This window comes from Chromobacterium sp. CCUG 30098 (assembly GCF_059916605.1).
Genome location: NZ_JAUCGS010000017.1, coordinates 38,375 through 64,283, shown reverse-complemented (window position 1 = coordinate 64,283; position 25,909 = coordinate 38,375). Strand labels below are relative to the sequence as shown.

At 64.0% G+C, this 25,909-nt stretch carries 23 protein-coding genes and 1 riboswitch; of the genes, 7 read left to right on the top strand and 16 right to left on the bottom strand.

From position 1 onward, the window contains the following. Positions 1-146: 146 nt before the first annotated feature. From QUG03_RS22620 to flgB, 13 genes are all read right to left on the bottom strand, one after another. Positions 147-1,052 (bottom strand): ion channel, encoded by a 906-nt coding sequence (locus QUG03_RS22620; RefSeq protein ID WP_255701212.1) that lies wholly within the window; start codon positions 1,050-1,052, stop codon positions 147-149. 122 nt (positions 1,053-1,174) lie between these two features. Beyond that, positions 1,175-2,212, bottom strand: a complete 1,038-nt coding sequence (locus QUG03_RS22615; protein ID WP_500821058.1) for a hypothetical protein — start codon at positions 2,210-2,212, stop codon at positions 1,175-1,177. Between the two features lie 11 nt (positions 2,213-2,223). Next, the gene (gene flgL, locus QUG03_RS22610) at positions 2,224-3,132 is read right to left on the bottom strand and encodes a flagellar hook-associated protein FlgL (protein ID WP_107732399.1); all 909 of its coding nucleotides are present in this window, start codon (positions 3,130-3,132) and stop codon (positions 2,224-2,226) included. Positions 3,133-3,142: 10 nt separating this feature from the next. Then, positions 3,143-4,510, bottom strand: a complete 1,368-nt coding sequence (gene flgK, locus QUG03_RS22605; RefSeq protein ID WP_107800162.1) for a flagellar hook-associated protein FlgK — start codon at positions 4,508-4,510, stop codon at positions 3,143-3,145. An 8-nt stretch (positions 4,511-4,518) separates the two neighbouring features. After that, positions 4,519-4,965, bottom strand: coding sequence for a flagellar biosynthesis protein FlgJ (locus tag QUG03_RS22600; protein WP_500821056.1), 447 nt, complete (start codon positions 4,963-4,965; stop codon positions 4,519-4,521). Then, on the bottom strand, positions 4,965-6,065 hold the full coding sequence (locus QUG03_RS22595) for a flagellar basal body P-ring protein FlgI (protein ID WP_019102956.1): 1,101 nt from the start codon (positions 6,063-6,065) through the stop codon (positions 4,965-4,967). Before QUG03_RS22595 ends, QUG03_RS22600 begins: the two co-directional genes overlap by 1 nt. A 119-nt stretch (positions 6,066-6,184) precedes the next feature. Continuing rightward, a complete protein-coding gene (gene flgH, locus QUG03_RS22590; RefSeq protein WP_048415603.1) occupies positions 6,185-6,835 on the bottom strand; it encodes a flagellar basal body L-ring protein FlgH in 651 nt (216 codons plus the stop codon). After that, positions 6,832-7,620, bottom strand: coding sequence for a flagellar basal-body rod protein FlgG (flgG, locus tag QUG03_RS22585; protein WP_082159140.1), 789 nt, complete (start codon positions 7,618-7,620; stop codon positions 6,832-6,834). The genes flgH and flgG overlap by 4 nt, the downstream gene beginning before the upstream one ends. Positions 7,621-7,684: 64 nt before the next feature. Continuing rightward, positions 7,685-8,416, bottom strand: a complete 732-nt coding sequence (locus QUG03_RS22580) for a flagellar basal body rod protein FlgF (RefSeq protein WP_048415605.1) — start codon at positions 8,414-8,416, stop codon at positions 7,685-7,687. Positions 8,417-8,432: 16 nt separating this feature from the next. Beyond that, positions 8,433-9,611 carry a flagellar hook protein FlgE gene (locus QUG03_RS22575; protein ID WP_227107813.1) on the bottom strand — a complete coding sequence of 393 codons (1,179 nt, stop codon included), beginning with the start codon at positions 9,609-9,611 and terminating at the stop codon, positions 8,433-8,435. 38 nt (positions 9,612-9,649) lie between these two features. Then, positions 9,650-10,333, bottom strand: coding sequence for a flagellar hook capping FlgD N-terminal domain-containing protein (locus QUG03_RS22570; RefSeq protein ID WP_107800157.1), 684 nt, complete (start codon positions 10,331-10,333; stop codon positions 9,650-9,652). Beyond that, entirely contained in the window at positions 10,330-10,755 is a 426-nt protein-coding gene (gene flgC / locus QUG03_RS22565; RefSeq protein ID WP_107800156.1) for a flagellar basal body rod protein FlgC, read from the bottom strand. The genes QUG03_RS22570 and flgC overlap by 4 nt, the downstream gene beginning before the upstream one ends. A 3-nt stretch (positions 10,756-10,758) precedes the next feature. After that, positions 10,759-11,118: a flagellar basal body rod protein FlgB gene (gene flgB, locus QUG03_RS22560; RefSeq protein WP_039755772.1), complete on the bottom strand. Its 360-nt coding sequence runs from the start codon at positions 11,116-11,118 to the stop codon at positions 10,759-10,761. Positions 11,119-11,295: 177 nt separating this feature from the next. Here flgB and flgA point away from each other — a divergent pair, with 177 nt between their 5' ends. Next, entirely contained in the window at positions 11,296-11,970 is a 675-nt protein-coding gene (gene flgA / locus QUG03_RS22555) for a flagellar basal body P-ring formation chaperone FlgA (RefSeq protein WP_253314382.1), read from the top strand. 211 nt (positions 11,971-12,181) lie between these two features. On the opposite strand, the gene QUG03_RS22550 is transcribed toward flgA, so the two are convergent. Beyond that, positions 12,182-12,886, bottom strand: a complete 705-nt coding sequence (locus QUG03_RS22550) for a glutathione S-transferase N-terminal domain-containing protein (RefSeq protein ID WP_500821055.1) — start codon at positions 12,884-12,886, stop codon at positions 12,182-12,184. Between the two features lie 273 nt (positions 12,887-13,159). Between QUG03_RS22550 and QUG03_RS22545 the strand changes: the two genes are divergently transcribed. Beyond that, positions 13,160-14,488 (top strand): methyl-accepting chemotaxis protein, encoded by a 1,329-nt coding sequence (locus tag QUG03_RS22545; RefSeq protein ID WP_486635401.1) that lies wholly within the window; start codon positions 13,160-13,162, stop codon positions 14,486-14,488. A 98-nt stretch (positions 14,489-14,586) separates the two neighbouring features. Beyond that, on the top strand, positions 14,587-15,786 hold the full coding sequence (locus tag QUG03_RS22540) for an NnrS family protein (RefSeq protein ID WP_235087943.1): 1,200 nt from the start codon (positions 14,587-14,589) through the stop codon (positions 15,784-15,786). Between the two features lie 41 nt (positions 15,787-15,827). On the opposite strand, the gene QUG03_RS22535 is transcribed toward QUG03_RS22540, so the two are convergent. After that, the gene (locus tag QUG03_RS22535) at positions 15,828-17,033 is read right to left on the bottom strand and encodes an EAL domain-containing response regulator (protein WP_500821053.1); all 1,206 of its coding nucleotides are present in this window, start codon (positions 17,031-17,033) and stop codon (positions 15,828-15,830) included. 311 nt (positions 17,034-17,344) lie between these two features. On the opposite strand from QUG03_RS22535, the gene QUG03_RS22530 reads away from it, so the two are divergent. The 4 genes from QUG03_RS22530 (at position 17,345) to QUG03_RS22515 (ending at position 22,751) form a co-directional block, all read left to right on the top strand. Beyond that, positions 17,345-18,931: a methyl-accepting chemotaxis protein gene (locus QUG03_RS22530; protein ID WP_500821052.1), complete on the top strand. Its 1,587-nt coding sequence runs from the start codon at positions 17,345-17,347 to the stop codon at positions 18,929-18,931. A 551-nt stretch (positions 18,932-19,482) separates the two neighbouring features. Further along, positions 19,483-19,656: riboswitch (M-box (ykoK) riboswitch) on the top strand. Between the two features lie 82 nt (positions 19,657-19,738). Further along, the gene (locus tag QUG03_RS22525) at positions 19,739-20,761 is read left to right on the top strand and encodes a magnesium transporter (protein WP_107800150.1); all 1,023 of its coding nucleotides are present in this window, start codon (positions 19,739-19,741) and stop codon (positions 20,759-20,761) included. Between the two features lie 196 nt (positions 20,762-20,957). Further along, positions 20,958-21,545, top strand: a complete 588-nt coding sequence (locus QUG03_RS22520; RefSeq protein WP_500821050.1) for a hypothetical protein — start codon at positions 20,958-20,960, stop codon at positions 21,543-21,545. 345 nt (positions 21,546-21,890) lie between these two features. Beyond that, positions 21,891-22,751 carry a hypothetical protein gene (locus tag QUG03_RS22515; RefSeq protein WP_500821049.1) on the top strand — a complete coding sequence of 287 codons (861 nt, stop codon included), beginning with the start codon at positions 21,891-21,893 and terminating at the stop codon, positions 22,749-22,751. Between the two features lie 69 nt (positions 22,752-22,820). On the opposite strand, the gene QUG03_RS22510 is transcribed toward QUG03_RS22515, so the two are convergent. Next, a complete protein-coding gene (locus tag QUG03_RS22510; RefSeq protein WP_500821048.1) occupies positions 22,821-25,679 on the bottom strand; it encodes an adenosylcobalamin-dependent ribonucleoside-diphosphate reductase in 2,859 nt (952 codons plus the stop codon). Positions 25,680-25,909 lie beyond the last annotated feature (230 nt).

Genomic DNA, 25,909 nt, shown 5'->3' with positions numbered 1-25,909 from the left:
GCGTTTCGTTTCCGTCGCTGCGTTGTCTGCTGAGGAGGCGAACTATACGTCAGCCCCCTAAACCCGTCAACACCTTTCGACACAAAAAAGCGCCCTATTGCATTAAGTCATTGAATTGCAATGAAAGCGCTGACGAGCACTGGCGCTCAGCCCTCTTCGCGCCGGCCGGAATCCCTTGGCAACGGGCTGACTTCCTGCAATCGCCGATAGTCGATATGGTCGTTTTCTTCCGCGTCGGTATAGATCAGGTCGGCAAAAGCGTGATTCCAGCGAATGTCCTGGTGCGAAAAGGTGTGACGCGCCACCATGGGCTGAATGGTGGTTTCATCGATGCCGTTGATGGACAGAATCAGTTGCGCGCGCGCAGCCGCCAACGATTCGGCGTCGCGACCATATAAGGGACTGCCCTCCTCCAGCTTGTGCACCAGCGTCCAGCCGAGCACGAACATAGGATGCTGGTCGCGCACCAGTTCCAAATCGTGAAGTTTGCGGAAGCTCACGCCCTCGGCGCTGACCTCATGCTGCAGCAGCCGCAAGCGGGCGCTGGCGTCGATGATCACATTATTTCTGGCATTGGCCGCGCGCAGCATCAACGCGGGCTTGCCGTCCAGCAAGCGCACCACCGGACTATGGGTAAACACGATGCGCGCCCTGGGCCGCGAAAAGCGGGCGAAGGTGACGCCGGTGATCAGCGCGATGCTCATCATGCCGATGAAGATTTCCAGCATCGAGACCCAATGGGCGTACAGGCTTTGCGGATGCATATCGCCGTAGCCGACGGTGGCCAGCGTTTCCACGCTGAAGAAGAAGGCGCCGAGGAAGCCCGGCGGATATTGATTGGCGATGCCGCCGGCCCGCGCCTGGTAGAGCCCGGCGAACAATAGATTCAGCGCGATGAAGGCGGCGGCGATGAATAGATAGAAGCGCGGCCAGCTGATGGTCATGCAGAAATGGTAGAGGTCTTGCAGCGAGTGGCGAGGAACGCTGTGAAGGTAGACGCTGCGGCCCCCTACTTCTACGCGCCGAGCCGGCTTGTTACCAGGGGAAGTCATGAATGGCCAGCCCGTCCTTGAGGTGGGAATGGCTGATTGTGTGAAGATCGCGAACCGGCGTCAATAAACCCGAAGGCCATCGACGCCCTGGTCACCCTCCAACGTTGCCGCTGGAGCCGTTTCTAGCCCAGCGACAACAGCGACACCACCCGGTAACGGCTGACGCCGATCAGGGCCGGCACCAACTCATAGAAGTTGCGATAGCCGTCCGGCTGATTCAGGCGCGCGTTGAAATCGGACACGAACTGGCTGGCCCAGCTTTGCTCGTTCATATGCGACAGCTGTTCGATGGAGTGCTGCGCCTCGGCGATCGCGCTATTGATCGCCGCGCGGGTTTGCTGCAGCTGACCGATGGAGCGCACCACGCTTTGCAGCGCCTGGCGCACCTGGGCGTGGTCGCCCACTTTCCAGCGCTCGGGCTGAAACGCTTCGGCCTCCGGCTGCAGCTTGAGCCGCTGCGGAATGCCGCCGGGAAAACGAATGCCGCCGCCGCGCACGGTCATGCGCTCGCTGAGCGCGCCCCATTGCGATTCCGGCACGCTGAACGCCAGCTGTCCGTCTTCATTCATTTCCGCGCGCACGCCGCTGGCGGCGAGACCGCGATTGAAGCGGCGCAGGAGATCCTCTTCTTCGGATGCTCCGCCCACTTGCACCGACGCCGGCGCCGCGCCGGATTCTCCGGTGGAGAACACCAGGGTTTCCGCCTGGCCACCGGACAGGGCGGCCAGATCCAGGCCTTTGACGGTGAAGCCCTGGCGCGCGTCGGCGGCCAGATGGAAGCGCAGCTGGCCGTCCAGGCTGCCGCCGCTGGCGGTCTGGCGCTTGCGCCACTGCTCATTGAATTGCTCGAGCTGGCGCTGCAAATCGCCCTGATTCAACTGGCGCTGGGTCAGTTCGCGACTGAGTCCGGATTTGACGCCTTCCAGTTGACCCAGCAAACCGTCGACGAAGGACAGGGCCTGCTGCGCCGAGGTCAGTTGCTCGTTGAGTTGGGCGCTGTAGCGCCAGCCCGAGGCCGGCGCGCCGCGCACTTGCGCGGCCGGCTGCGCCTGCGGCGCTGGCACGCGCTCGATCACGCTGGCGGCGGCGACCGCGCCGGCGTCCTTGCCCCAGCGCTTGCCGCTTTGTTTGACGTTGACGGAGGAAATCGGGGTGTTCATGCCGCGCTCGATCAAATCACGTCAAACAGGGACAGCTGACTGACGCGGCCGTACGCTTTTTGGCTGGCCTGCAGCGCCATGGTGTAGCCGTTCATCTGAATGAAGGCGTCGGCGTAGTCCAGGCTGCCCAATTTGGTCATGGTCTGCTTATTGGAAAGGCTGACGTTGTCGTGATTGAGGGCCAGCGTTTTCATGATGTTCTGCGTGCCGCCCAGTTGGGCGATCTTGCTGGAGATGCCTTCCAGCGCCTTGTCGCTGGCGTTCATCGCGCTGCGGATGTCGGCGGCGACGGTCGGATCCTTATTGTCCAGCGCCGGGTCTTCCAGCCGGCCTATGGTTTTGTCCAGCTGATTGAGGATGTCGGCCATGTTTTCCAGGGTGACGTTGGAAGCTTGGGTAATGCCGTCGCCCACCACCACTTGCTGCTTGTCGGTATTGCCGGTGAAGCTGTAGCGGCTGCCCGCCGGCTGGGCGGCGTCGTAAGCGAGGGCGGCCACCGCCGGCTTGGAGCCGGAGAACATGTAGCGGCCTTCGGCGTCCTTGGTGTTGGCCGAGTAGAACAGGCTTTCGCGCAAGCTGCGCAGCGGTGTCGCCATCGCCTTGAGATCGTCCACCGGCGGGTTGTTGGCGGCCGCGGTCAGCAGGTCCTTGGCGTCGCGGATGTCTAGGCTGATGCTGTCCAGGATGGATTCGTTCTTGGACAAGGCGGAGCTGAGCGCGCCGATGTTTTGCTGGTACTGGTCCAGCGCGGCTTCTTCGCGCTGCAAGCGCAACAGGCGCACGCTGGCGATGGGGTCGTCCGACGGCGCCAGCAGCCGGTCGCCGCTGGACATGCGTTGCAGCAGCTCGGCCAGCGCGGAGTTGCTGGTCTGCATCGCCAATTGCATGGTGGACAGGTATTGATTGCTGGAAACGCGCATGCTGTCTTCCTTACAAGATGGACAAGGTGCTTTCGAACAGCTGGTTCGCCACGCTGATCACCTTCATATTGGCCTGGTACATTTTCTGGAACTCCAGCAGGTCCATCGCTTCTTCGTCGCGATTGACGCCGCTTGTGTTGTGCCAGCTCTTTTCCGCTTCGGCGCGAATCACCTTGGCGCTTTCCAAGCCGGATTTGTTCTGCTTGCTGCTGACCGCCAGCTTGCCCACCATTTGCGAGTAGGCGTCGCCTATGGTGACGGCGCCGACGCCGGGCATGGTGATTTTCTGCTGCTGCAGGCCGATCACCGCCAGCAGATTGCTATTGTCGCCGGGCTTGGCCGGATCGCCGGAGAAGCCCAGCTCGGCGGAAGTGATGCCGCTGGTTTTCAGGATGCCGTTGACGCCGGAGGCGTCGTAGACGAATAGCGGCTTGCCCGGCTGGCCGTTGCTGTCGTAGCCCAGCGCCAATTGATCGTTGACGCGCTTCGCCATTTCGCTGGCCAGGGTTTTCACCTGCGCGCGCATCGGGCGCACGGTCTGGATTTCGTATTGATTGAGCCCGCCCAGCTGGCCGCCCAGACCGTCGCCGGCCAGGGTGTATTTGTCCTTGGAGAAGTTCAGCGTCAGCACCTGGCTGCCGTCCGGCTGGCTGGTATTGCTCAGCGTGGCCGCCTGGGTGTCCGCCACCAGCGGCAGGCCGGTCTTGAGGCTGACGTTCTTGCTGCCGTCCGGCTGCGACACCACGCGCACTTCCACCAGGGCAGACAGCGAATCGATCTGACGGTCGCGCTCGTCTTCCAGGCCGGAGGTATTGGTGCCGATGGCCTTGCCGGCCGAGATCTTGGCGTTGAGGTCGGCGATATTGGACACCGAGCTGTTGATCTGGGTGACGGTGGCGGAGCGCTGCTCGGCGATGGCGCTCAGTTGAGAGCCGAACACCTTGTCCAGGTTGTTGAAGCGCTGCGCCAGCGCTTCGGCGCTGCGGATCACCGGGTCACGCATCGCGTCGCCGGACAGGCTGGCGGCGCTGAGCGCCTGGAAGAACTGATCGAAACCGGCGGACAGGCTGCTGCCGTCGCGGCCCATCACCTGTTCCAACTGACCGAAGTAGGGATTCTGCGCTACCAGTTCGCCCTGGCTGGACGCCGCCTGCCACAGCTGCAGGTTTTTGAAGTCGTCGTTGAAACGGCGCACCGCGTTGACCACCACGCCGGAACCGGAGCTGTACGGGTCGCCGCTGCCGGGCATCAGCGCGGTCAGCACCACGCCCTGGCGCGAGTAGCCGGGGGTCATCTGGTTGGCGATGTTCTGGCTGACGGCGTTCAGCGCGGCCTGGGAGGCGACGGCGCCGGTCAGCGCGTTGTCTATCATGCGCATGGCGGTTCTTACCTTTTATTCAGCGGCAGCAGCAGCGGCGCGAAAGCGGCCAGACCCTGCGCGTCCGGCAGCGAGCCGGGGTTCTGTTTATCGCTTGCGACCGGCGCGCCGCCGTTCTTAAGGTGAATATTGCCACCCTCTTCCGGCAGCAGCTGGCGCAGGATGGCGTTGGCCACGCCGAACACCCGCTGCTTGGCCAGTTGGTCCGCCACCGCGCCGTCGGCGAAATCCATCATGTCGCCGTTGATGGAGTTGGCGAAGATGCTGTCCTCGCCGGCGATTTCGCGCGTGGTCTTGCGGATCTGCTTGAACATCTCGCGGACGAACTGGGCTTCGAACTGCTCCGCCGCGGCGCCGGCCTTGCGGCGGTACTCCGGCGAGGCCGGCTGCACCGCCGGCTCGTCCTTGGCGTCGGCCGGCATCGCCAGCGCGGCTTGTATCTGTTTGCTTTCCATCAGATCACCACCAGTTCGCCGTCGATCGCGCCGGCCTGATCCAGCGCCTGCAATATCGCCATGATGTCGTCCGGCGTGGCGCCGGTGCTGTTCACGGTGTCGATGATGGCGCGCAGGCTGGCGCCGGCCGGCCACTGGAACATGCGGCCGGAACCCTGGTCCACGTTGACGGTGGAGTTGGGGACAGTCGTGGTCTGGCCGTTGCTGAACGGCCCCGGCTGGCTGACGCTGGGGTTTTCCGAGATCACCACGCGCAGGCTGCCGTGGGACACCGCAGCCGGGCGCACGGTGACGCCCTGGCTGATCACCACGGTGCCGGTGCGCGAGTTGAACACCACGCGCGGCACTTCGCTGCCCACGCCGACATTGACCCGCTCCAGCCGCGCGACGAAGGCGACGCGCTCGGTGGGGTCCAGCGGCGCGCGCACCTGGATGGTGGTGGCGTTGCGGGTGCTGGCCACGCGGCCGAAGCTGGCGTTGATGGCCTTGACGATATTGGTGGCGGTTTCGAAATTGGGCCGGCGCAGGCTGAGACGCACGCTGTCGCCCTCTTCGAAATCGCTGGGAATTTCGCGTTCGATGGACGCGCCGTTGGGCACGCGGCCGGAGGTGGGCGTGTTGACGGTGACGCTGGAGCCGCTCTTGCCCTGGGCGGACACGCCGCCCACCACCACATTGCCCTGGGCCAAGGCGTAGATTTCGCCGTTGGCCGCCTTCAGCTGGGTCAGCAACAAGGTGCCGCCGCGCAGGCTCTTGGCGTCGCCCAGCGAGGACACCGTGACGTCTATGGTCTGGCCGCGGCCGTAACCCGGCGGCAGGCTGGCGCTGACCATCACCGCCGCCACGTTCTTGACCTTGGTGTCGGTGCGTTCCGGCATTTTCAGGCCAAACTGCTTGAGCATATTGGCCACCGACTGGCCGGAGAATTTCACCTGGGAGTTGTCGCCGGTGCCGTCCAGGCCCACCACGATGCCGTAGCCGATCAACTGGTTTTCGCGGATGCCCTCCACCGTCACCAGATTGCGCAAGGGCTGCGCCGTCGCCAGCGTCGCCGCCAGCAGCAGCGTCCATCCCGTTATTTGCTTGATAAAACCGTGCATGATCCGCCCTGAATGATTCTGTGATTGCGCATGCTCGCCCCAAGGGCCGCATACGCGAACGGCGGACGCCCGTCAGCGCCCGCCTGTTGTCCCGCCCGGACTCCCCGCCGCTCCGCCGCTCAGAACGGCATCAGCGGGCTGGCGAAGAACTTCATCAGCCAGCCGGGTTCGTTGGCGTCCGACAAGGCCCCGCGGCCGGAGTAGCCGATGCGGGCGTTGGCGATGCGCAGCGAGGACACGCGGTTGTCGGTGTCGATGTCTTCCACCCGCACATAGCCGGCCAGGCGCAGGAACTCCTCGCCCTGGTTCAGCACCAGCTGTTTTTCGCCCTTCACTTCCAGCAGGCCGTTGCCCAGCACCTTGTGCACCACCACGGTCAGCGCGCCGGACAGCATGTTCTGCTGGGTGGAGGTGGAGGAGCCGTTGAAGTCCCGGCCCGCGTCCACGCCCACTTGCGCGCGGAAGGTGGTGTTACCCAACAAGGACGGCGCGATATTGGCGCCGGATTTCTTGCCGAAGCTGGTGCCGGCCTTCTTGCTGGCCTGAGTGGTTTCTTCCAGCACCACGGTCAGCACGTCGCCGGGACGGAAGGCGCGGCTGTCCGAAGTCAGCGATTGCGCGCCGGCGACGGTGAACACGCCGCCGCCCTTGCCGCGCTGCGGCTGCTGCAGCAATTCCGGCAAGGCGAATTCCTGCGTGGTCTGCGGCGGAATCGGCTGCGCGCAGCCGGCCAGCAGCAGCGCCAGCGCGCTCAGGGCCAGCAGCTTCATCGGGCCGACTGCGCCAGGTACTGCATCATATTGTCGGCGGCGCTCAGCACCTTGGTGTTCATCTCGTAAGTGCGCTGCGCGGCGATCATGTCCACCATTTCCTCCACCACCTGGACGTTGGAGCCCTCCAGCGCGCCCTGCTTGAGCTTGCCCAGGGAGCCGGAGCCCGGCGCGTCGGTGGTGGCATCGCCGCTGGCGGCGGTTTTCTGGAACAGATTGTCGCCCAGCGCCAGCAGACCGGCCGGGTTGACGAAGCTGGCCAGTTCGATCTGACCGGCGGTTTCCAGCGTGCTGCCGCTGCCGCGGGTATAGCTGACGGTGCCGGTTTCGCTGATGGTCACCGAGGAGGCGTCGGCCGGAATGGTGATGGACGGCTCCAGCGGCAGGCCCTGCGGGGTGACGATGGCGCCCTGGTCGTTGCGCTGCAGCTGGCCGGCGCGGGTGTAGCCGGTTTCGCCGTTGCTCATTTTCACTTGCAAAAAGCCCTGGCCGACGATGGCCAGATCCAAGGACTGATTGGTGGTGGTCAGCGTGCCCGAGGTGAACACTTTCTGGGTTCCCACCAAGCGGGTGCCGTTGCCCAGCTGCACGCCCAGCGGCGCGGTGTTGTCCTGGTCGGTCTTGCCGCCCGGCTGGCGGTCCACTTGGTAGAACAGGTCTTCGAACACCATGCGGTCGCGCTTGAAGCCGACGGTGTTGACGTTGGCGAGGTTGTTGGCGATGGCGGTCAGGCGCGCGTCCTGCGCCTGGATGCCGGTCTTGCTCACCCACATTGCTGGATTCATGTTTCGATTCCCCGATGGTTTGCGCCGTCGGCCTTGGCCGCGGCGCTGTTATTGGAAGGCCGGATCAGGCGCGCACCAGGCGGTTGCCCGCCTCCACCATGTCGCTGGCGGAGTTGAACAAGCGCATCTGCATTTCAAAGTTGCGGTTCAGCGTCATGGTGGCCACCATTTCCTCCACCGCCGACACATTGCTGCGCTCCAGATGCTCGCCCTGCACCTTGACGGTGTCGTCGGCGGCCAGCACGCCGCCCTGACGGCTGATCACCAGGCCGTTGGGGTCCTTGGCGATGTCCTGCGGCAGCGGCTTGACCAGCTTGAGCTTGTCTATCGGCTGCATTTCGCTTTCGCCGGCGGCCAGCACCGAGATCACGCCGTCGCTGCCGATGTGCAGCTTGACGTAGTCCGGCGGCAAGGTGATCTGGCCGCCGTCGCCCAGCACCGGATGGCCGTTGACGCTCAGCTTGCCGTCCACGTCCGCCACCATGGCGCCGGCCCGGGTATAGGCCTCGTTGCCGTCCGGCCCCTGCACCGCGAAAAAGCCCTCGCCCTTCACCGCCACGTCCAGGTCGCGGCCGGTTTCCACCACCGCGCCGCTGCGCACGTCCACCGCGTTGGCGCCGTTCTGGCTCAGGTGGCGCGCGTCGTAGCCGTAGCCGGGCACGGTCTGGCTGGTGCTGACGCCGATGTCGGCGCGAAAGCCGCCGGTTTCGGCGTTGGCGATGTTGTTGGCGTGAATCTGCTGCGCCTTGAGCATGCGGTCGGCGCCGCTCATCGCGGTGTAGATCAGTGCGTCCATTTATCCTTGTCCCGCCTTAGACCGCCTGCATCAGCGCCTGGATGGTCTGGTTCTCGGTGGAAATCACCTTGGTGTTGGCCTGGTAATTACGCTGCGCGGTCATCAGGTCCACCAGTTCGGAGGTCATGTCCACATTGGACTGTTCCAGGGTGAAGGCCAGCAGATTGCCGGACAGGCCGGCGCCGGGGCGCGAGTAGACCGCGGTGCCGGAGCCGGCGGTTTCCACCCAGCTGGTCTGCGAAGTGGCTTGCAGCGCGGATTCATTGGGGAAGTTGGCGATGGCCAAGGTGCCCACCACTTGCTTCTGGCCGTTGCTGTAGGCCGCCACCACATCGCCGTTGTCGTTCAGGCTGGTGCCGGTCATCGAGCCGGACGGGTAACCGTTGCTGGCGTTCAGGGTCTGGCTGCTTTCGCCGGCGAACTGAGTGGTGCCGGTGTAGTCCAGCTTCACCGCCAGCGGGGACGCGCCGGCGGGGGTGCCCAGGTTCAGCGCCACCGGCGCGGTGGGGCTGGTCAGCTTGCCGTCGGTGTCGAAATTCAGGGTGGCGGTGGTGGGCAGGTCGACGCCGTCCAGCGTGTAGTGCACGGTGACGGTGCTGGGACCGGTCTTGCAGAAGTACTGGGTCAGGTTGAGCTTATTGCCCAGGGAGTCGTAAACCGTGGACACCGCCGAGCTGTTGAAGGTGTTCTGCGCCTTGTCGAACGGCACGGTCTGCACGCTCCAGCCCGCCGACATATTGCCGACGTATTGCAGCTTGTCGCTGGCCTTGGCCGGGATGTTGCCGTTGGGGATCTTGATGTCGCCGAAGGCGCCCAGCGCATTGCCGTCCGCCTTGCCGTAGCCTTGCACGCGGCGGTTGAAGCCGTCCACCAGGTAGCCGTCCTTGTCCGCGTTGAAGATGCCGACGCGCGAATAGGCCATGCCGCCGTTCAGATCGCGGCTGACGAAGAAGCCGCGGCCGTCGATGGCGGCGTCCAGCGGACGACCGGTGCGCACGGTATTGCCGTTGCGCGCCATGTTCTGACTGTGGCCGACCACTTCCACCCCCATCGGCTGCGCGCCGGCGTAGGCGGCGGAAAAACTGGTGCGGCTGGACTTGAAGCCGTAAGTGCCGGTGTTGGCGATGTTGTTACTGATATTGCCCAGTTGGTTGTTGACGGCGTTAATGCCGGACAAAGCAATGTCGAAACTCATGGTCGCTCCAAAGTTCGTAGGTGTCTTGAATCGGCGCTTCAGGCCTGGGTCTTGCCCAGCAGGCGGGTAATGGCGGAAGCGGGGAATTCGCCCAGGCCGGCCAGCGTCAGCGTAGGCTCGCCGCCGTTGATGGGCAGGCGCACGCCGGATACGGTGGCCTGCATTTCCAGCCCGGCCTTGGATTTGGACGCGGTGCGCACTTCCAGCTTGTAATCGCCTTCCACCAGGCCGTGCTTGCTCGGGTCCACGTTGAAATCGAACTCGCCGGCCGGGCGCTTGCCCAGATCGATCACGGTTTGTTGTCCGCCGGAGTCGGTCAGCACCAGGGACACCTGCTGCTCTTCGCCGGACAGGGTGACGCGGCCGGACAAGGGGTCCTTGCCGCTCAGATGCGCCTGGTCTGCCTGCACCAGCACTTGGCGTCCCACTTGCGAACCCAGCGACACGCCCTGCAGCTCGCGCAGCATCAAAGCGTTGCCCTGCAACTGCTTGAGCATGTCGGCGGAGCTCTTCATCTGGCTCATCTGCGCCAGCTGGCTGACGAACTGCGAGGCGTCGGTGGGGTCCAGCGGGTTCTGGTTCTGGATCTGAGCCAGCAACAGCTTCATGAACATATCGTCCATGCCCGGGTTTTGTCCGGCGGCCGGGGCCACCGCCGGATTGGCGCCGTTGGAGGCGGCGGACGGGCTCTGCTGCCCGTTTTGCGCGGCGTTCACGCTCATGCGTTGTCTCCCAGTTTCAGCAGGTCCTGCTGCATGCCCTTGACCCGGGCCAGCACTTCCACATTGGTCTGGAACGCGCGCGAGGCCGACAGCATGTCGGTCATCTCCTCCACCGCGTTCACATTGGAATAGAAAACATTGCCCTCGGCGTCGGCCAGCGGATTGCCCGGCTCGTGCGCCTTGCGCACCGGCTCCTGGTTCTGCACCACGTCCAGCACGCCCACGCTGGCGCCGCGCCAGCCGTCGAAGCCGTCGCCGCCCCGGTACTGGGTGGCGAACACCGGCTTGCGGGAGCGGTAGGCCGCCTGTTCGCTGCCGGCGGCGGTGTCGGCGTTGGCCAGATTGCTGGCCACGGTGTTGAGACGCACCGTCTGCGCCGTCATGGCGGAGCCGGCAATGCGGGAAATATCACGGAAGGACATGGCTTACTGACCTGCTATCACTTTGGCCAGCCCGCGGAACTTCATGTTCAGGAAGGCGAGGCTGGTCTGGAATTCGGAAACGTTTTGCGCGAACTCGGCCTGCTCCACGCCCAGCTCCACGGTGTTGCCATCGCGCGCCGGGTGGTTGGGCAGCCGGTATTGCAATTCGCCGGACGGCGAATCCAGCGGAAACGCGGCGTCGTCCGCCGAAGCGGCCAAAGCCGTTTTGAAATCGATGTCCCGCGCCTGATAACCGGGCGTGTTCTCGTTGGCGATGTTGGACGCCAGAATACGGGTGCGCTCCGCCCTCAACTGCAAGGCAGCCGGGTGGACGCTCAATGCTTTATCAAGGTGCAAACCCATTGCCTAGACCCATGCGGTTCTCTACCATATTTAAACATCGGCTATCTAATTCACATTAAATGGCCGGTCGATTGAAAAGCGATACTAATAACCGCACCCCCTCACGTATACGGGATAATTACCAAGTCATCTGTAATGGGAATTTTCACATCCTCTCGGCATCAAACCGCGCCGCTATTGGCTGCGCTGCTCATTCTGCCCTGCGTTCCGGCGCTGGCGGCCCCCTATCCGGCCGCCGCCGCGGTGGAGCAGACCGCGCGTTCTCTGCTGCTGCAAAAACTGGAAAAAGCCGGTCTGGCGGCGGCCCGCGTCAATCTCAAGGCCTTGCCGCCGCGCGGCTTCAACGCCCCGCCCTGCCCGGAGCCGGTGCGCGTCGCCGCGCTGGACGAGCGCTCCCCCAGCCGCATGCGGCTGCAAGCCCGCTGCGACGCCGCCGGCTGGGACGCTGAATTCATCGTCCGCGCCGAAATCAGCGCCCGCGTGGCGGTGGCGGCGCGCGACATTCCGGCGCGCAGCCTGCTGGACGCCGGCGACATCGAATGGCAGGAACGCCCGGTGCTGGACCCGGCCGACATGGTGGGCGCCAAGACCAAGCTGGAAGGCCTGAGCAACCGCACCGCGCTGCGCCAGGGCCAGCCGCTGCGGCTCAAGGCGCTGGAGGCCAGCCTGCTGGTCAAGCGCGGCGAGGAAGTGCGCATCGTCGCGCGCAACAGCGGCATCGAAGTTGTCGCCGCCGGCGAGGCGCTGGGCAACGGCCGCCAAGGCGAAATCATCCGCGTGCGCAACAGCGCCACCGGCAAGGTGATACGCGCCCGCGCCAGCCTGCCGGGCGAGGTCAATCCGGTGGACTAAGAATCTGTTCAAGGTCTGCTGCGCGTCGTGAAATGTGACACGGTGAGTGCAGCTTCGAAATGCTCATGTACCCCTTGTACATTCCGCTTTCTCAGCGGTTTTCGCCTTGTCTCGCCCTAGCTCGCGAGACTTTGAACAGGCTCTAAGCAAATGAAAAGCCCCCGTTTGGGGGCTTTTGCTTGCGCGGGCAAGGCCGCCAGGAACAAGCGGTTTACGATCTCGCCGGAATCGTCAGCCCGCGCTGCACCGCCGGTCGCGCCAAGAAGGCGTCCAAGGCGCGCGTCACCTGCGGGAAGTCCGCAATCGACACCAGTTCGCCGGCCTCGTAAAAACCGATCAGATTGCGCACCCAGGGGAAGATAGCGATGTCGGCGATGCCGTACTCCTCCCCCATCACCCATTGGCGGCCAGTCAGTCTTTGCTCCAGCACCGCCAGCAGGCGGCGCGATTCGTTCACATAACGATCGCGCGGACGTTTGTCCTCGTAGTCCTTGCCGGCGAACTTGTGGAAGAAACCCACCTGACCGAACATCGGGCCGATGCTGCCCATCTGGAACATCAGCCACTGTATGGCCTCGTAGCGTGCGGCGGGATCGGCGGGCAGCAATTGGCCGCTCTTCTCCGCCAGATACAGCAGGATGGCGCCGGACTCGAACAAGGCCAGCGGCTTGCCGCCAGGGCCGGCCGGATCGAGAATGGCGGGAATCTTGTTATTGGGGTTCAGCGACAGGAATTCCGGCGATAGCTGATCGTTGCTGTCGAAGCTGACCAGGTGCGCTTCATACGGCAGGCCGGTTTCTTCCAGCATGATGGACGCCTTGACCCCGTTGGGCGTGGTCAGCGAATACAGCTGAATGCGTTCCGGATATTTCGCAGGCCATTTGCGGGTGATGGGAAAGGCGGATAAATCGCTCATACGCGCTCCATTGAGTTTGGACGGGTGGGTTGCGCGCCCATGATAAGCCCGGCTTTTGCATTTGTCTTAAATCAGCAGCTCGTCAATGGCGAGATGTTATTGACGCAATAGCTGGATACACTGTTAATCCGTGCCTATGGTCAACGCCGCCCACCAATAAGCAATTCATTCAAAAATAAATTTCCCTTCTAAATCATGTGGAATGTATTAGTTTGAAATGAGGTTGGCGTGCTCCAATGGCACTCCTGGATGGCAATTACAATGGAGGCAGCCATGCCCTTTTTTTCCGGAAAACTCAAGGAGCAGCTCAACGAGCTGACCGGCCAACTGGACGGCCTGCGCGGCATGCTGTCCGCCATCGACCGTTCCATGGCGATGATACAATTCACTCCCGACGGCATCGTCACCAACGTCAATGAAAACTTCCTGCGCACCATGGGCTACCGGCGCGAAGAAGTCATCGGCAAGCATCACCGCATCTTCTGCGATAAAAACCATGTTTCCAGCCCCGCCTACGCCGAGTTCTGGCAAAAGCTGAAACGCGGCGAGCCGGTCAACGGCCGCTTCAGCCGCTACGCCAAGAACGGCGAGGAAATCTGGCTGGAAGCCAGCTACACCCCGGTGCTGTCCAGCGACGGCCAAGTGTGCGGCGTGGTCAAAGTGGCGTCCGACATCTCCGACCAAGTGCATCAGGAACAGAACGACCAGGCCATCCGCTTGGCGATCAGCCGCTCCATGGCCCAGATCGAGTTTGATCTGGACGGCAATATCCAGGACGCCAACGAAAATTTCCTCAACACCTTCGGCTATACCTTGGCCGAAATCCGCGGCAAGCATCACCGCATGCTCTGCGACGCCGACTACGCCGCCAGCCCGGACTACGCGGAGTTCTGGCGCCAGCTGCGCCAGGGCAAGTTTTTCCAGGGCCAGTTCAAGCGCCTGAGCAAAAACGGGCAGATCATCTGGCTGGAAGCCACGTACAACCCGGTCTACGACCTCAACGGCAAGCCGGTGCGGGTGGTCAAGTTCGCCCAGGACATCAGCCGCCGGGTGCAGCAATTGCAGGCCCAGGCGGAGAACGCCCAGTCCGCGGTGGAAGTCTCGGTCAATACCGAGCAACTGTCGGTCAAGGGCAGCGCGGTGCTGGAACAAGCCGCCAGCGAAATCACCAAGGTGGCGTCCAGCGTAGAAAGCTCCTCCATCATCATCACCAAGCTGGGCGACAGCTCCGGTCAGATCGGCACCATCATCAGCACCATCAGCGAGATTGCGGACCAGACCAATCTCCTGGCCTTGAACGCGGCGATCGAGGCGGCGCGCGCCGGCGAGATGGGCCGCGGCTTCGCCGTGGTGGCGGACGAGGTGCGCAAGCTGGCCGAGCGCACCAGTCAATCCACCGGCGAGATCTCCGGCATCGTGCGCAGCATCCAGGAGGACTCCAAGTCCGCCATCACCTCCATGCAACAGGTGCGCGGCCTGGCCGACACCAGCTTGCAGCTGTCCGAACAGGCGCGCGACTCCATCGCCGAGATCCGCGCCGGCGCCAAGGAGGTGGTGCAAGTGGTGCGCGACGTGTCGGAGCTGCTGCAGCAGCGCGCCTGAGCCTGGAAGGCAGGCTCGGAAAGCCTTGATCCAAATCATGTCCGCGTCCGCCAGGACGCGGCGATACTGAGGCGCCCACACCTTATCCCGAGCCCGCGATGAAACACCCCCACCCCGCGGCGATGCTGGCCCAGGCGCCGCATCGCGCCGCCTTTCTGCCCGGCATGCTGTTCGCCATCCTGCTGCTGGCCGCCTGGAGCGCCGAGTTGACCAGCCGCCTGCTCGGCGTCCACGCCGCGCTGGCGGTGCCCTCCTCGCTGGCCCACGGCTTCCTGATGCTGTTCGGCTTCTTCCCGCTGTTCATGACCGGCTTTCTGTTCACCGCCGGCCCGCGCTGGCTGGGCGTGGAGCCGCCCGGCCGTCTTATCTTCGTCGGCGTGCCGGCGCTGATGGTGGGCGGGCTGCTGCTGTGGCTGGCCGGGCTGTGGCTGGGCATCTCCTGGACGCTGATCGGCCACGCGCTGTACACCCTGGGCTTCAGCGGTCTCACGCTGACTTTCGCCTGCCTGCTGCTGGCCAGCCCTCAAGCGGACCGCCGCCACGCCTGCGCGGTGCTGGCCGCGCTGTTCTGCGGCGCGCTGGCGCTGCTGGCCGGCGCTTACTGGCTGATCTTCCAGGACGGCCAGGCCTGGCTGTGGATGCGCAATCTGGCCTTGTGGGGCTTTCTGCTGCCGGTGTTTCTGACCGTCTGCCATCGCATGCTGCCCTTCTTCTCCGCCAACGCGCTGCCGGAGTACCAGCCCTGGCGGCCGGGCTGGCTGCTGGCCGCGCTGCTGGCCGGCTCCTTGGGTCATGGCCTGCTGGACGGCTTCGGCCTGCCCGCTTGGCCGCTGGACGCGGCGATGGCCGCGCTGCTGGCTTACGTCAGCTGGCGCTGGCGGCTGGTCGCGGCGTTGCGGGTCCGGCTGCTGGGCATGCTGCACCTGGCTTTCGCCTGGCTGCCGGTCGGCTTCGGGCTATACGCGCTCAATGGCTGGCTGGCTTCGCCACGCCTGGCGCTGGCGGCGCTGCACGCGGTCACCGTCGGCTTTTTCCTGACCATGATGATCGCCTTCGTGTCGCGGGTGACGCTGGGCCACTCCGGCCAGCCGCTGCAGGCCGGCCCCGGCTTGTGGCGGCTCTACCTGGCCGCGCACTGGCTGGCGCTGACCCGGGTAGCCACCGAAATGCTGCCCGGCGTCTGGTCCGGCTGGTTGTACGGCGCGGCGGCCCTGGGCTGGCTATTGACGCTGGCGGCCTGGGGCCGCGCCTTCATGCCCAGCTACTGGCGGCGGCGCGCGGACGGCAAGCCGGGCTGAGAACCTGTTCACGGTCCGCGGGCCGGCTTTGAGCCCTGCGCTCAAGCCTGCCCGCGCCGGCGCAGATAATCGGGCACTTCCTCGGCCGGCATCGGCCAGCCCAGCAGATAGCCCTGCACATAGTCCACGCCCAGCCTCAGCATCAGTTGCAAATCCGCCTCTTCGCCTATGCCTTCGGCCACCACCTGGATATTGCGGTCCTTGGCCAGCCGGATGGTGGATTCCAGAATCTCCCGCGCCACGCTGTCGTCAGCGGCCCCGGCCACCAGCGAGCGGTCTATCTTGATCGCGCTCACCGGCAGTTCGCGCAGATACTCCAGGCCGCTGTAGCCGCAGCCCACATCGTCCAAGGACACGCGGAAACCGGCCATGCGCAGCCGTATCACGTTTTCCAGCGCCTGATAGATGTTTTTCAGCCGCTGGGTTTCGGTCAGCTCCAGCGTCAACAGGGCCGGCGCCATGCCCAGTTCCTCCGCCGCCTCGGCCAGGCTGGACGGCAAATCCGGGTTGCAGAACTGGCTGGCGGTGAGATTGATCGAGACCCTCAGGCCGGACAGCGCCACTTGTCCGCTCCAACGGCGATAGTCCTCCACCGCCGCGCGGAAAATGACGAAGAACAAGTCTTCGTCCAGGCCGTAATGCTCCAGACCGGGCAAGAACGCCGAGGGCTCCAGCAAACCCCGCTCCGGGTGACGCCAGCGCGCCAGCGCCTCCACCCCCGCCACCCTCAGCCGGGCGGAATCGGCCTGCGGCTGATACCAGGGTAGGATTTCGCCGCACCGCAATGCCCGCTCCAGCTCCTGACGGTCGAAATCCGACGACGCCCCGTCCCATGCCGGCCTGCGCGCCACCGTTTCCCACAGCTTGCATAGCTGTTCCATGGACAAGGGCGTGTTCAGGCTGCCTATCACAGGCAGATTGTGAAACGCGGCCACGCGGTAAGCGCCCATCAGCATGTCCTTGGACAGCGAGCTGTTGAACACGATGGGCGGCACCGCCGGCAGGCCGGACAGATGCCGCAACAGCAGGATGCCGTCCATCCCCGGCATATTGAGGTCGCTGATCATCAAGTCGTAGCGATGTCGCTGCAAACGCTCGAGCGCGTCGGCGCCGTCGCGCGCCTCGTCGATGCGGTCGATGCCCACTTGGCGCAAAGCCTGGCTCAGTGCGCAACGCTGCAAATCGTGATCGTCCACGATCAAAACCCGCATCGGCGCCGGGCCGGGTTTGGCGGTTATCAGTTCCATGGCATGTTCTCTGTCCCTTTCAGAGCGCTATTTTCCTTAGCTGGCCCAAGTGTAAGGAATAGGAAGATGCTGAATTTGCCGGTGAATTTCCAGATATGGTTTTTTCCGCTCTTATCAAAATCGCATCAAACTTTGCCGCATGAGACCGCGTTTTTGTTCTATATCACCATTGGAGACCGCCAAGATGAAATCCCATTCCAATCAAGCAAATAGCGCGAAAAACGACGGCCACAGCCCGGATTGACCCAAATTGAATGAGCGCGTCCGGCGCCCGCGTCGTATACCGGCAACGTCAAGCAGGAGGCCCGGCAATGAGAAGCAATCTTCCCGTGGATGGCACCGAGGTGTTTTTGCTGCCCCACCGCCCCATCGTCACCAAGACCAACCTGAAAGGCCAGATCACTTACGCCAACCGCGCCTTCATCGATATCAGCGGTTTCAGCGAAGAAGAATTGATCGGGCAGCCGCACAATATCGTCCGCCATCCGGACATGCCCCAGGCCGCCTTCGACGACCTCTGGAGCACCATCAAGACCGGCCGCCCCTGGAAGGGCCTGGTCAAGAACCGCACCAAGCAAGGACATTTCTATTGGGTGGAGGCCTATGTCACGCCCATCTGCGAGGGCGGCCAGCCGGTGGGTTATATGTCGGTGCGCAGCGCGCCGTCCAAACAGCAGACCGCCGACGCCGAGCAGCTTTACGCCCGCGTCCGCGAACGGAGTCAGGCGTTTCCGGACACCCGCCACGCCGCCCCGCCGACGACGGCCTCGCTGTTACTGTGCGCGCAATTACCCGCCGCGGCGCTGATCCTGGCCGGCGCCGCCGCGGACGGCGCCTTGCGCCTGACGCTGCTGACGCTGGCCGCGGTCTGGGCCTTGGCGGCCTCCTATCTGGCCGGGCGTTGGCTGGCGCGGCCGATAGACGCGGCGCAGCGCGCGCTGATGCGGCTGGCCGAAGGCGATTTCAGCGCCCAGATTCCCCCCTCCGGCCCGCGCGAGCCGCGCGCGGTGCTGGAAGAGATGGAAACCCTGCGCATCCACCTGCGCGCCATCCTGGCCGACGTGGTCGCCGGCGCAGAGGACGTCAGCGAAGCCGCCACCGCCACCCACGCCGAAGCCGAATCGCTGAACGCCCGCGGCGAGTCCACGCTGGAAGGCATCACCCGGGTGGCGGCCGCCTTGCAGCAGCTGTCGGTATCGGTGAACGAGATTTCGCAATCCACCCGCACCGGGGCCGAGTTCGCCGACCAGGCCACCGAACTGGCCAGCCAGGGCGAGGCTCAGATGAGCGACACCCGCCAGGCGGCCCAGGCCGTGGTCAGCGAGGTGTCCTGCACCCGCGACATCATCATCAAGCTGGAGCAATCGGTGGAATCGATCAACACCGTCACCGGCGTGATCAAGGACATCGCCAACCAGACCAATCTATTGGCGCTGAACGCGGCGATAGAAGCCGCGCGCGCCGGCGAACAGGGCCGCGGCTTCGCCGTGGTGGCGGACGAAGTGCGCAAGCTGGCGGAACGCACCGCCGGCAACACGCTGGAGATAGAACAATCGGTGTCCTTCCTGCGCGAACGCTCGCAAGAGGCGCTGGAGGAAGTGAAGGCCGCGGTGAACAAGGTCCATACCGCCGAGGAAACCATACAAGCGGCGGCCGAGGGCCTGGAGGCGATCCGCAACGCCAACGAGAAAGTGGCGGAGTCCTCCTCCAGCGTGGCCAATATGCTGCAGCAGCAATCGTCCGCCTCCACCGAAGTGGCCCAGAGCATGGAAACCATGAGCACGCTGACCGAACAGAACAGCCACAGCATCGCCGCCACCCTGCAAGTGGCGCAGAAGCTGCACACCACCGCCAGCGATCTGCGCCGCCTGGTCAGCCAATTCGAAAAACATATGTGAGCGGCATTCATCCTGCGGCCGTATGGCATGTTTGCGAAAAATATTCATGCAAACGAGTTTTATTACACAAACTGTGAAAAATTACGGAACTACTTGATAACCATTCTTTCATAACCGTTATTCGTCGCGGCTCTACTGCACTGCACCATGACACCGGTCGCGACGAAGACGGCGCAGGCAGGCGGCGCATGCCGCCCGCCCGCGCTCCCGAAACCCTAATCGCAAGCCAAGCTTAAGGAGGTCGCCGTCCAATAACATCGCGCCCAACGCGACGCACCGCCGCTAGAGCGGCGTCGAGTCCGGCGCCGGAATCGCCCGGCCACGCGCCCGGCCTTCCATTCAGAGCCGTGAACATGATCTCGCCCAAGCCGCACGCGGCTCCCGGGCAAGGAATCACGCGGTTCTCAGAGTCCGTTCACAGTCCGTCGAGCAAAGCGAGACAAGGCGAGGATAGTTGAAGATGCGAATGCGCCTACGGCGCGCGGGCATTCTGAACACCCAGTCACCGCGTCCCGCCTTACAAACGCGGACAATTGAATAGGCTCTCAGATGCAGTGTCTCGTTCGGCGAGGCTCCTATGCAAACACAGGTCACTGATCTGACGACGTCGAGAGACGCCCAAGGTTAGGACAGGCTTTATCGGATTAAGGTATAGCCCAAAGTGACTTCCCGCATGCAGTCGGGATACGTTGCATAGTGCCAAAACTTAGACGCGGAGATAGCTTTTCTGCACTCTCTCTTCTGGTTTACGCCCCCATTGTGACAACTGTTTGTGGTTATAAAACAGCTAACGGGGAATACCTCAAAATGTCTTTTGCAAGCATCACCCTGCCTACCGCTCAGGCAAACGAAGTCAATCTGAAAGAAACCGTCGCCTCCTACATGAGCGACTCGCTGATCACCCTCAGCCGCGACATGAAAGTCAGCGAAGCGCGCGAGCACATGCTCAAACAGCTGCGTGACGAAGACATTCCCGCCCAGATTTTCGTCATCGACGGCAGCCGCTTCCTGCACGGTCAACTCTCGGTCAAGCGCCTGCTGACCGAAACCGACCTGACGCTGCCGGTTTCCGCATTGATGGGCCCCACCGCTTTTGTCGTCGAGCCTAACCAACAGCGCCGCGATATCGTGCCGGAGCTGATAGACAAGGGCGTGGACCTCGCGCCCGTGGTCAGCGGCGGCAAGCTGCTGGGCGCTCTGTACGAAAAGGAAATCGCCGCGTTGATCCGCGACGAAGGCACCGACGACGCGCAACGCCAGGGCGCCAGCCTGCCGCTGGAGACCTCCTACCTGGAAAGCTCCCCGTGGAGCTTGTGGAAAAAGCGCCTGCCCTGGCTGCTGCTGCTGTTCTTCGCGGAAGCCTACACCAGCACCATCCTGCAAGTGTTCGAAGAGCAGTTGGAAGCCGCCATCGCCTTGGCCTTCTTCATCCCCCTGCTGATCGGCACCGGCGGCAACAGCGGCACCCAGATCACCTCCACCCTGGTGCGCGCGATGGCGATGGGCGAAGTCAGCCTGCGCAATGTCGGCACGGTGCTGCGCAAAGAGGTGACCACTTCCTTCATGATTGCGCTGGCCATCGGCGTGGTGGCCTGGATACGGGCCTGGATGCTGGGCGTGGGCGACGAAGTGGCCTTGGTGGTGTGTCTGACCCTGATCGCCATCACCATCTGGAGCGCCATCGTGTCCTCCATCATCCCGATGCTGCTGAAGAAAATGCGCATCGACCCGGCCGTGGTGTCGGCGCCGTTCATCGCCACCTTCATCGACGGCACCGGTCTGGTGATTTACTTCAATATCGCCATGCTGGTGATTTCCGACCTAGCCTAAAGCCCGCTCAAGGTCTCGCGGACCTCCGCGAGACCGAACAGCATCGCGCAAACGACTCAAGTCCGGGGACAGCCTACGCCTGTCCCTGCCATCGGCTTGATCGCAAGGCAGAGCGCGCCAAGCCCCATCAAAATCGAGCGGCCATGCCGGCGCCTGCCGGCGCGCCGCCACCGGCAATATTGCAAGGAGTTACCCGATGAAAAACCATACGGTAACGAATCATCAGGATGGCCTCAGCCCCGCCGCCGCTAGCCGCCACACGCTGCTTGGCAACTTGAGCAAGCAGACCGCGCCGAAGCTGAAATCGGACAAGGCGACCCGCCCGGCCGACGAGTGGCAATCCGCCAGCGTGCTTCTGGACCTCCCTCAAACCAATGCCGCTCTATTCCACACGCTGTTGATGGGCATGCTGGCGATGGATGACGCGCAGGCGCTGCAAACCGTGTATCCCTCCCTCAAATGCCTAGGGCCGCAGCCTTGCCCCAGTCCCTCAATGAGCTGTATCAGCCCCATCCAAACCGAACACCCCATGACAGCCGACAAAGACTACCCCTTGGGCTTTGCGGTGCGTGCCCATGACGGTCATGGAGCAGCCATCGCCTATGCCGCGCATGAAATGCGCGACATTCATGGCGGCATGCGCTTGAAATCGACTATCGCGCTGCCTGGAGCCCTTCCCTGTTCGCGGCTGCAAGGACACCTGGATCACTTTGCCGCTGAATTTGGCCATTGGCACGCGGCGGCGATGTCCGGCGGCAGCACCTGGGCGGGTTTGCTCTTATAAGCGCCGATTCACAACACAACCGACGCTGCCTTGCCCGACGCGCCGCGCCGCCTGCGCTGGCACGTCGGCGCGCCTGGCCTTGGGGCAGCCCTCGCCGCGCAAGCCAAAAGCGAAAGAGGCCATGCGCGCGCACGGCGATAGACACTCCGCTTCCCGCCCCATGTTTTCACGAAACGCAAGCACCTTTGAACAGGCGCTAAGGCCAGTCCTCCTCCCTTGGTTTTTATCACATCATCGCCACATTGTTTTTGCCTAGAAGTCATGCTAATGTCCTGATAAATTTAAATAATCAAGACATACGCCGGCACCTCATTTCATCGCAACGCCACTTAAACGGCCTCTTTCATGACCCATTCAAACCGTAAACGCTTCGCCGCCGCGCTGGCGCTGGCCGCGGCGCTGCCGCTGGCGGCCCACGCCGAAACCTTCGACCTGGGCGCCATTCTCAAGGACGGCATCAAGAAGGCGCTGCAAAAAGATCCCGCCGCGGACGGCGCCGCCGCCCCGATGGCTCCCGGCGTCTACGACGGCTCCGACAAACAATTCGAGCGCACGCTGACCATCCGTCCCAACGGCAAGTTCGAACTGGAAGTCATGCAAAAAGGCAAACCCGGCCAACTGCGCTCCGGCTCCGGCAGCGGACAGTTGCAGGCCAACGGCGGACAGTGGCGCTATAGCGAAGGCATCTGCACGATGAACGTCCTGCCCCAGGCCTCCGCGGTGCAAGTACAGGTGGAGCGGTGCGCCAGCGCCTTCGGCGACGTGCCCTTCGACGGCGTTTATCGTCTGAGCAAAGCGGCCGGCGGCGCCCAGGCCGGCGGCGGCAAGAACAAGGCCTTGGCGGCGCAGCTGAGCTGCCACAATCTCAACCTCAGCGAAAACGGCGTCGCCAAACTGCTGGCCGCCGCCGCCGGCACCACGCCCAATCAGGTATGGGAACACGAGCTGGCCTTGCCGGGAGGTTATGACTACGGCGGCCTGCCTATCCGCTCCGTGCAGCTGTCCGAAGTGGACGGCGGTTTCCTGGCGCTATTCGTGGACGGCGACGCCGCCGCCATCAAGAGCGCGATCAAGAAGGCCCAGCGCAAGAGCAGCAGCGCGGCAATGTTGAGCAAGGTGGAGGAAAGCTATCCCTTCCCGGGCAAACCCAACGGCCTGCCCTATGTGCAGTGCCGCAGCAAGGCGGTTCAACACGGGCTGTATTGACGCTTGCCCCAAACGACAATGGCCCCGGCAAACGCCGGGGCCATTGCATTTAGTCGACCCGTTTAAAGCTCAACCGCAAGCGCCGACATGGCCGCAGGCGGTGCAGAACTCGCAGCCGTCTTTCTTGATCAGCGCGTGGTTGCCGCATTCCGGGCAGGGTTTGCCCGGCACCTGTTTCAAGGCGGCGCTGGCTTCCGGGCTGAACAGATCGCTCTGCTCCGGCACCATCACCCCCATCTCCTCCAGCGGCACGCCTTCCTCGGTCAGCACGCCCAGCATCGCGTAGCGGTGGATGATCAGCTGCGCCAGATAGGCGACGGTGGACGGCCAGCTCTGCGATTTTTCCACGCCGGGGATGCGGGCGAAGAAATCGCCCTGCGGCTCGGCGTAGCTCAGCAGCTTGCGCAGCTTGAGGCCGATCCAGGCCGGATCTATCACCCGCATGTCCAGGCTCAGCATTTTGCACAGGCCGTCCAGCTCGCGCGGGTAGGCGCCGGCCAGCCACATCGAATACGGCCGGCGCTGGCCGTTGGGCAGCACCAGTTCCTTGATGAAGAGCACGAAGTCGTCGCCGGTTTGCGGGTTGCTGACGTCCACCGACCAGCTCATGGTGCCGTCGGTGCCGGATTTGGGCTCCTTGCGCGCGAACAGCGCGTCCATCACCGGCGTCGGCTCGTTTTGATCCGCCGGCAACGCCCCTAGTTGTTCGACGCGGTGGCGCACCACCTTGCCCAGGGCCGCCGAAGCCGAGGTGGCGTAGACGGTGCGCTCGCCCAGATCGAACACATAGCGCTTGTCGCCGTTGGTGTGCGACAGCGCGTCCAGCTTGGCCGCCAGCCAACCGTGATCGCGGCAGCGCATGTCCATGGACAGAGTCTTGGCCACCGCGCCCAGGCCGCGCTGTTCTTCCGTGGCGTTGACCCAGCATTCGAACGGCGACACCCGGCCGTTCTCCACATGGCCGACCACCACGGCGAAATCGCCGGCGTCGCCTTCCACCATGAAGGTCCACGACGGGTTGCCTTCCTTCAGCTTGGGCCGGTTCGGCCATTTCAGGCTGGACAGCGCCGGCGTCGGCGCGGTGTTGAGCACCACGCGGCGGTCCGGGTCGCCGTCGCCGCTGCCGGACAGGTCCTGCGGCGTGGCGGCGCTGGGCTTGGCCGGCTCCACCGACAACACCGAACCCAGCACATTATTGGGCCGGTAGGTGGTGATGCCCTTCAGGCCGGCGCGCCAGGCTTCCAGGTAGAGGCTTTCGAAATCGTCGAAGGGGTAATCGCCGGGCACGTTCACCGTCTTGGAAATGGCGGTGTCGATATAGGGCGCCACCGCCGCCACCATGCGCATATGGTCCAGCGCGCTCATTTCCAGCGCGGAAACGAAGTAGTCCGGCAAGGCGTTGGTGTCGCCGCCCTGCATCCGGTAAACGCGGTAGGCGTGGTCTTCCACCAGGTATTCCTGCTGGCTGCCGTCGGCCATGCGCTTCTTGCGGGTGTAGAACCAGGAGAACGGCGGCTCGATGCCGTTGGAGGCGTTGTCGGCGAAGGCCAGCGAAATGGTGCCGGTGGGCGCGATGGACAACAGGTGCGAGTTGCGGATGCCGTGCTTGCGGATGCGCGCCTTGATCGCCTCCGGCAGCCGGCTGGCGCAATGCGGCGCGGCCAGGTAGGCGTCGGCGTCGAACAGCGGGAAACCGCCCTTCTCGATGGCGAGATCCACCGAGGCGTCGTAGGCGGCGTCGCGCATCGCCTCGGAAATGCGGCTGGCGAAGCGGCGGCCCTCCTCGCTGTCATAGCGTATTTTCAGCATGATCAGCGCGTCGCCCAGGCCGGTGAAGCCCAGACCGACGCGGCGCTTGGCCTGCGCCTCGCGCTGCTGTTCTTCCAGCGGCCACACCGTCAGGTCCAGCACATTGTCCAGCATGCGCACCGACATGCGCACCACTTTCTCGAAGCTCTTGAAGTCGAAGCTGGGCTTGTCGCCAAAGGGCTGACGCACGTGGCGGCACAGATTGATGGAGCCCAGGTCGCAGCAGCCGTAATCCGGCAGCGGCTGCTCGCCGCAGGGGTTGGTGGACTCGATCACCTCGCAATAGGACAGATTGTTGTCCTGATTGATGCGGGTCATGAACAGCACGCCCGGCTCCGCGTGGTCGTAGGTGGAGGCCATGATCTGCCGCCACAGCTCGCGCGCCGGCACCGCGCGGTAGACCCACAGGCCGTCCGCGCGCTGATAACTGTCGGGGAAAGCGTTGGACGACGGCTCCACCGCGTGGGTCAGCTCCCAGGCGGCGTCCGCCTCCACCGCGCGCATGAAGTCGTCGGAGACGCCCACCGAGATATTGAAATTGCGCAGATCGCCCTGGTCCTTGGCGTGGATGAAGTCCTCCACGTCCGGGTGGGAAATGTCCAGCACCCCCATCTGCGCGCCGCGGCGCGCGCCGGCGGACTCCACCGTTTCGCAACTGCGGTCGAACACCCGCATATAGGACACCGGGCCGGACGCGCGGCTATTGGTGCCCTTGACCCGCGCGCCCTTGGGACGGATGCGCGAGAAGTTGTAGCCGACGCCGCCGCCGCGGCGCATGGTTTCCGCCGCCTGCAGCAAGGCCTCGTAAATGCCCACCTTGCCGTTTTCGGTTTCGGACACCGAATCGCCCACCGGCTGCACGAAGCAATTGATCAAGGTGGCGCGCAGATCGGTGCCGGCGGCGGAATTGATGCGGCCGCCGGGAATGAAGCCGTTTTCCAGCGCCTGATAGAACAACGGCTCGAAACGAGCCGGCTCGCTTTCCAGCGCCGCCAGCGCCTTGGCCACGCGCAGGCGCACTTCGCTCACGCTGTGTTCGCCGTTCTTGGCGTATTTTTCCAACAGCACCTCGCGGGAGATGTCCTGCTCGGTCATGGCGGCGATGTTTTCCTGCTTCATGGTTCCCGGTTCCTCTTGAATTGCGGCCTGCGGCGGCCAGGGCGGCCCCCTTCCAGCATGCAATGGACCGTGTGGGCCGCAAAAGGTTTCAACACGTCCGATACGCAATATCTGGAAAAGAAAAACGGCGTATTACACTATATGTAGTTACGCCGTTCGTTGACACATATCAAGCGCTATTCCACGCCGCCGCCGCTTTTCCCGCTTGTCATGGGTAAAAACACGACGCG

What these genes read in the sequence shown, in the direction of transcription:
- QUG03_RS22620 (WP_255701212.1), bottom strand. Translation starts at nt 1,052, where the DNA reads ATGACTTCCCCTGGTAACAAGCCGGCTCGGCGCGTAGAAGTAGGGGGC.
- QUG03_RS22615 (WP_500821058.1), bottom strand. Translation starts at nt 2,212, where the DNA reads ATGAACACCCCGATTTCCTCCGTCAACGTCAAACAAAGCGGCAAGCGC.
- flgL (WP_107732399.1), bottom strand. Translation starts at nt 3,132, where the DNA reads ATGCGCGTTTCCAGCAATCAATACCTGTCCACCATGCAATTGGCGATG.
- flgK (WP_107800162.1), bottom strand. Translation starts at nt 4,510, where the DNA reads ATGCGCATGATAGACAACGCGCTGACCGGCGCCGTCGCCTCCCAGGCC.
- QUG03_RS22600 (WP_500821056.1), bottom strand. Translation starts at nt 4,965, where the DNA reads ATGGAAAGCAAACAGATACAAGCCGCGCTGGCGATGCCGGCCGACGCC.
- QUG03_RS22595 (WP_019102956.1), bottom strand. Translation starts at nt 6,065, where the DNA reads ATGCACGGTTTTATCAAGCAAATAACGGGATGGACGCTGCTGCTGGCG.
- flgH (WP_048415603.1), bottom strand. Translation starts at nt 6,835, where the DNA reads ATGAAGCTGCTGGCCCTGAGCGCGCTGGCGCTGCTGCTGGCCGGCTGC.
- flgG (WP_082159140.1), bottom strand. Translation starts at nt 7,620, where the DNA reads ATGAATCCAGCAATGTGGGTGAGCAAGACCGGCATCCAGGCGCAGGAC.
- QUG03_RS22580 (WP_048415605.1), bottom strand. Translation starts at nt 8,416, where the DNA reads ATGGACGCACTGATCTACACCGCGATGAGCGGCGCCGACCGCATGCTC.
- QUG03_RS22575 (WP_227107813.1), bottom strand. Translation starts at nt 9,611, where the DNA reads ATGAGTTTCGACATTGCTTTGTCCGGCATTAACGCCGTCAACAACCAA.
- QUG03_RS22570 (WP_107800157.1), bottom strand. Translation starts at nt 10,333, where the DNA reads ATGAGCGTGAACGCCGCGCAAAACGGGCAGCAGAGCCCGTCCGCCGCC.
- flgC (WP_107800156.1), bottom strand. Translation starts at nt 10,755, where the DNA reads ATGTCCTTCCGTGATATTTCCCGCATTGCCGGCTCCGCCATGACGGCG.
- flgB (WP_039755772.1), bottom strand. Translation starts at nt 11,118, where the DNA reads ATGGGTTTGCACCTTGATAAAGCATTGAGCGTCCACCCGGCTGCCTTG.
- QUG03_RS22550 (WP_500821055.1), bottom strand. Translation starts at nt 12,886, where the DNA reads ATGAGCGATTTATCCGCCTTTCCCATCACCCGCAAATGGCCTGCGAAA.
- QUG03_RS22545 (WP_486635401.1), top strand. Translation starts at nt 13,160, where the DNA reads ATGCCCTTTTTTTCCGGAAAACTCAAGGAGCAGCTCAACGAGCTGACC.
- QUG03_RS22540 (WP_235087943.1), top strand. Translation starts at nt 14,587, where the DNA reads ATGAAACACCCCCACCCCGCGGCGATGCTGGCCCAGGCGCCGCATCGC.
- QUG03_RS22535 (WP_500821053.1), bottom strand. Translation starts at nt 17,033, where the DNA reads ATGGAACTGATAACCGCCAAACCCGGCCCGGCGCCGATGCGGGTTTTG.
- QUG03_RS22530 (WP_500821052.1), top strand. Translation starts at nt 17,345, where the DNA reads ATGAGAAGCAATCTTCCCGTGGATGGCACCGAGGTGTTTTTGCTGCCC.
- QUG03_RS22525 (WP_107800150.1), top strand. Translation starts at nt 19,739, where the DNA reads ATGTCTTTTGCAAGCATCACCCTGCCTACCGCTCAGGCAAACGAAGTC.
- QUG03_RS22520 (WP_500821050.1), top strand. Translation starts at nt 20,958, where the DNA reads ATGAAAAACCATACGGTAACGAATCATCAGGATGGCCTCAGCCCCGCC.
- QUG03_RS22515 (WP_500821049.1), top strand. Translation starts at nt 21,891, where the DNA reads ATGACCCATTCAAACCGTAAACGCTTCGCCGCCGCGCTGGCGCTGGCC.
- QUG03_RS22510 (WP_500821048.1), bottom strand. Translation starts at nt 25,679, where the DNA reads ATGAAGCAGGAAAACATCGCCGCCATGACCGAGCAGGACATCTCCCGC.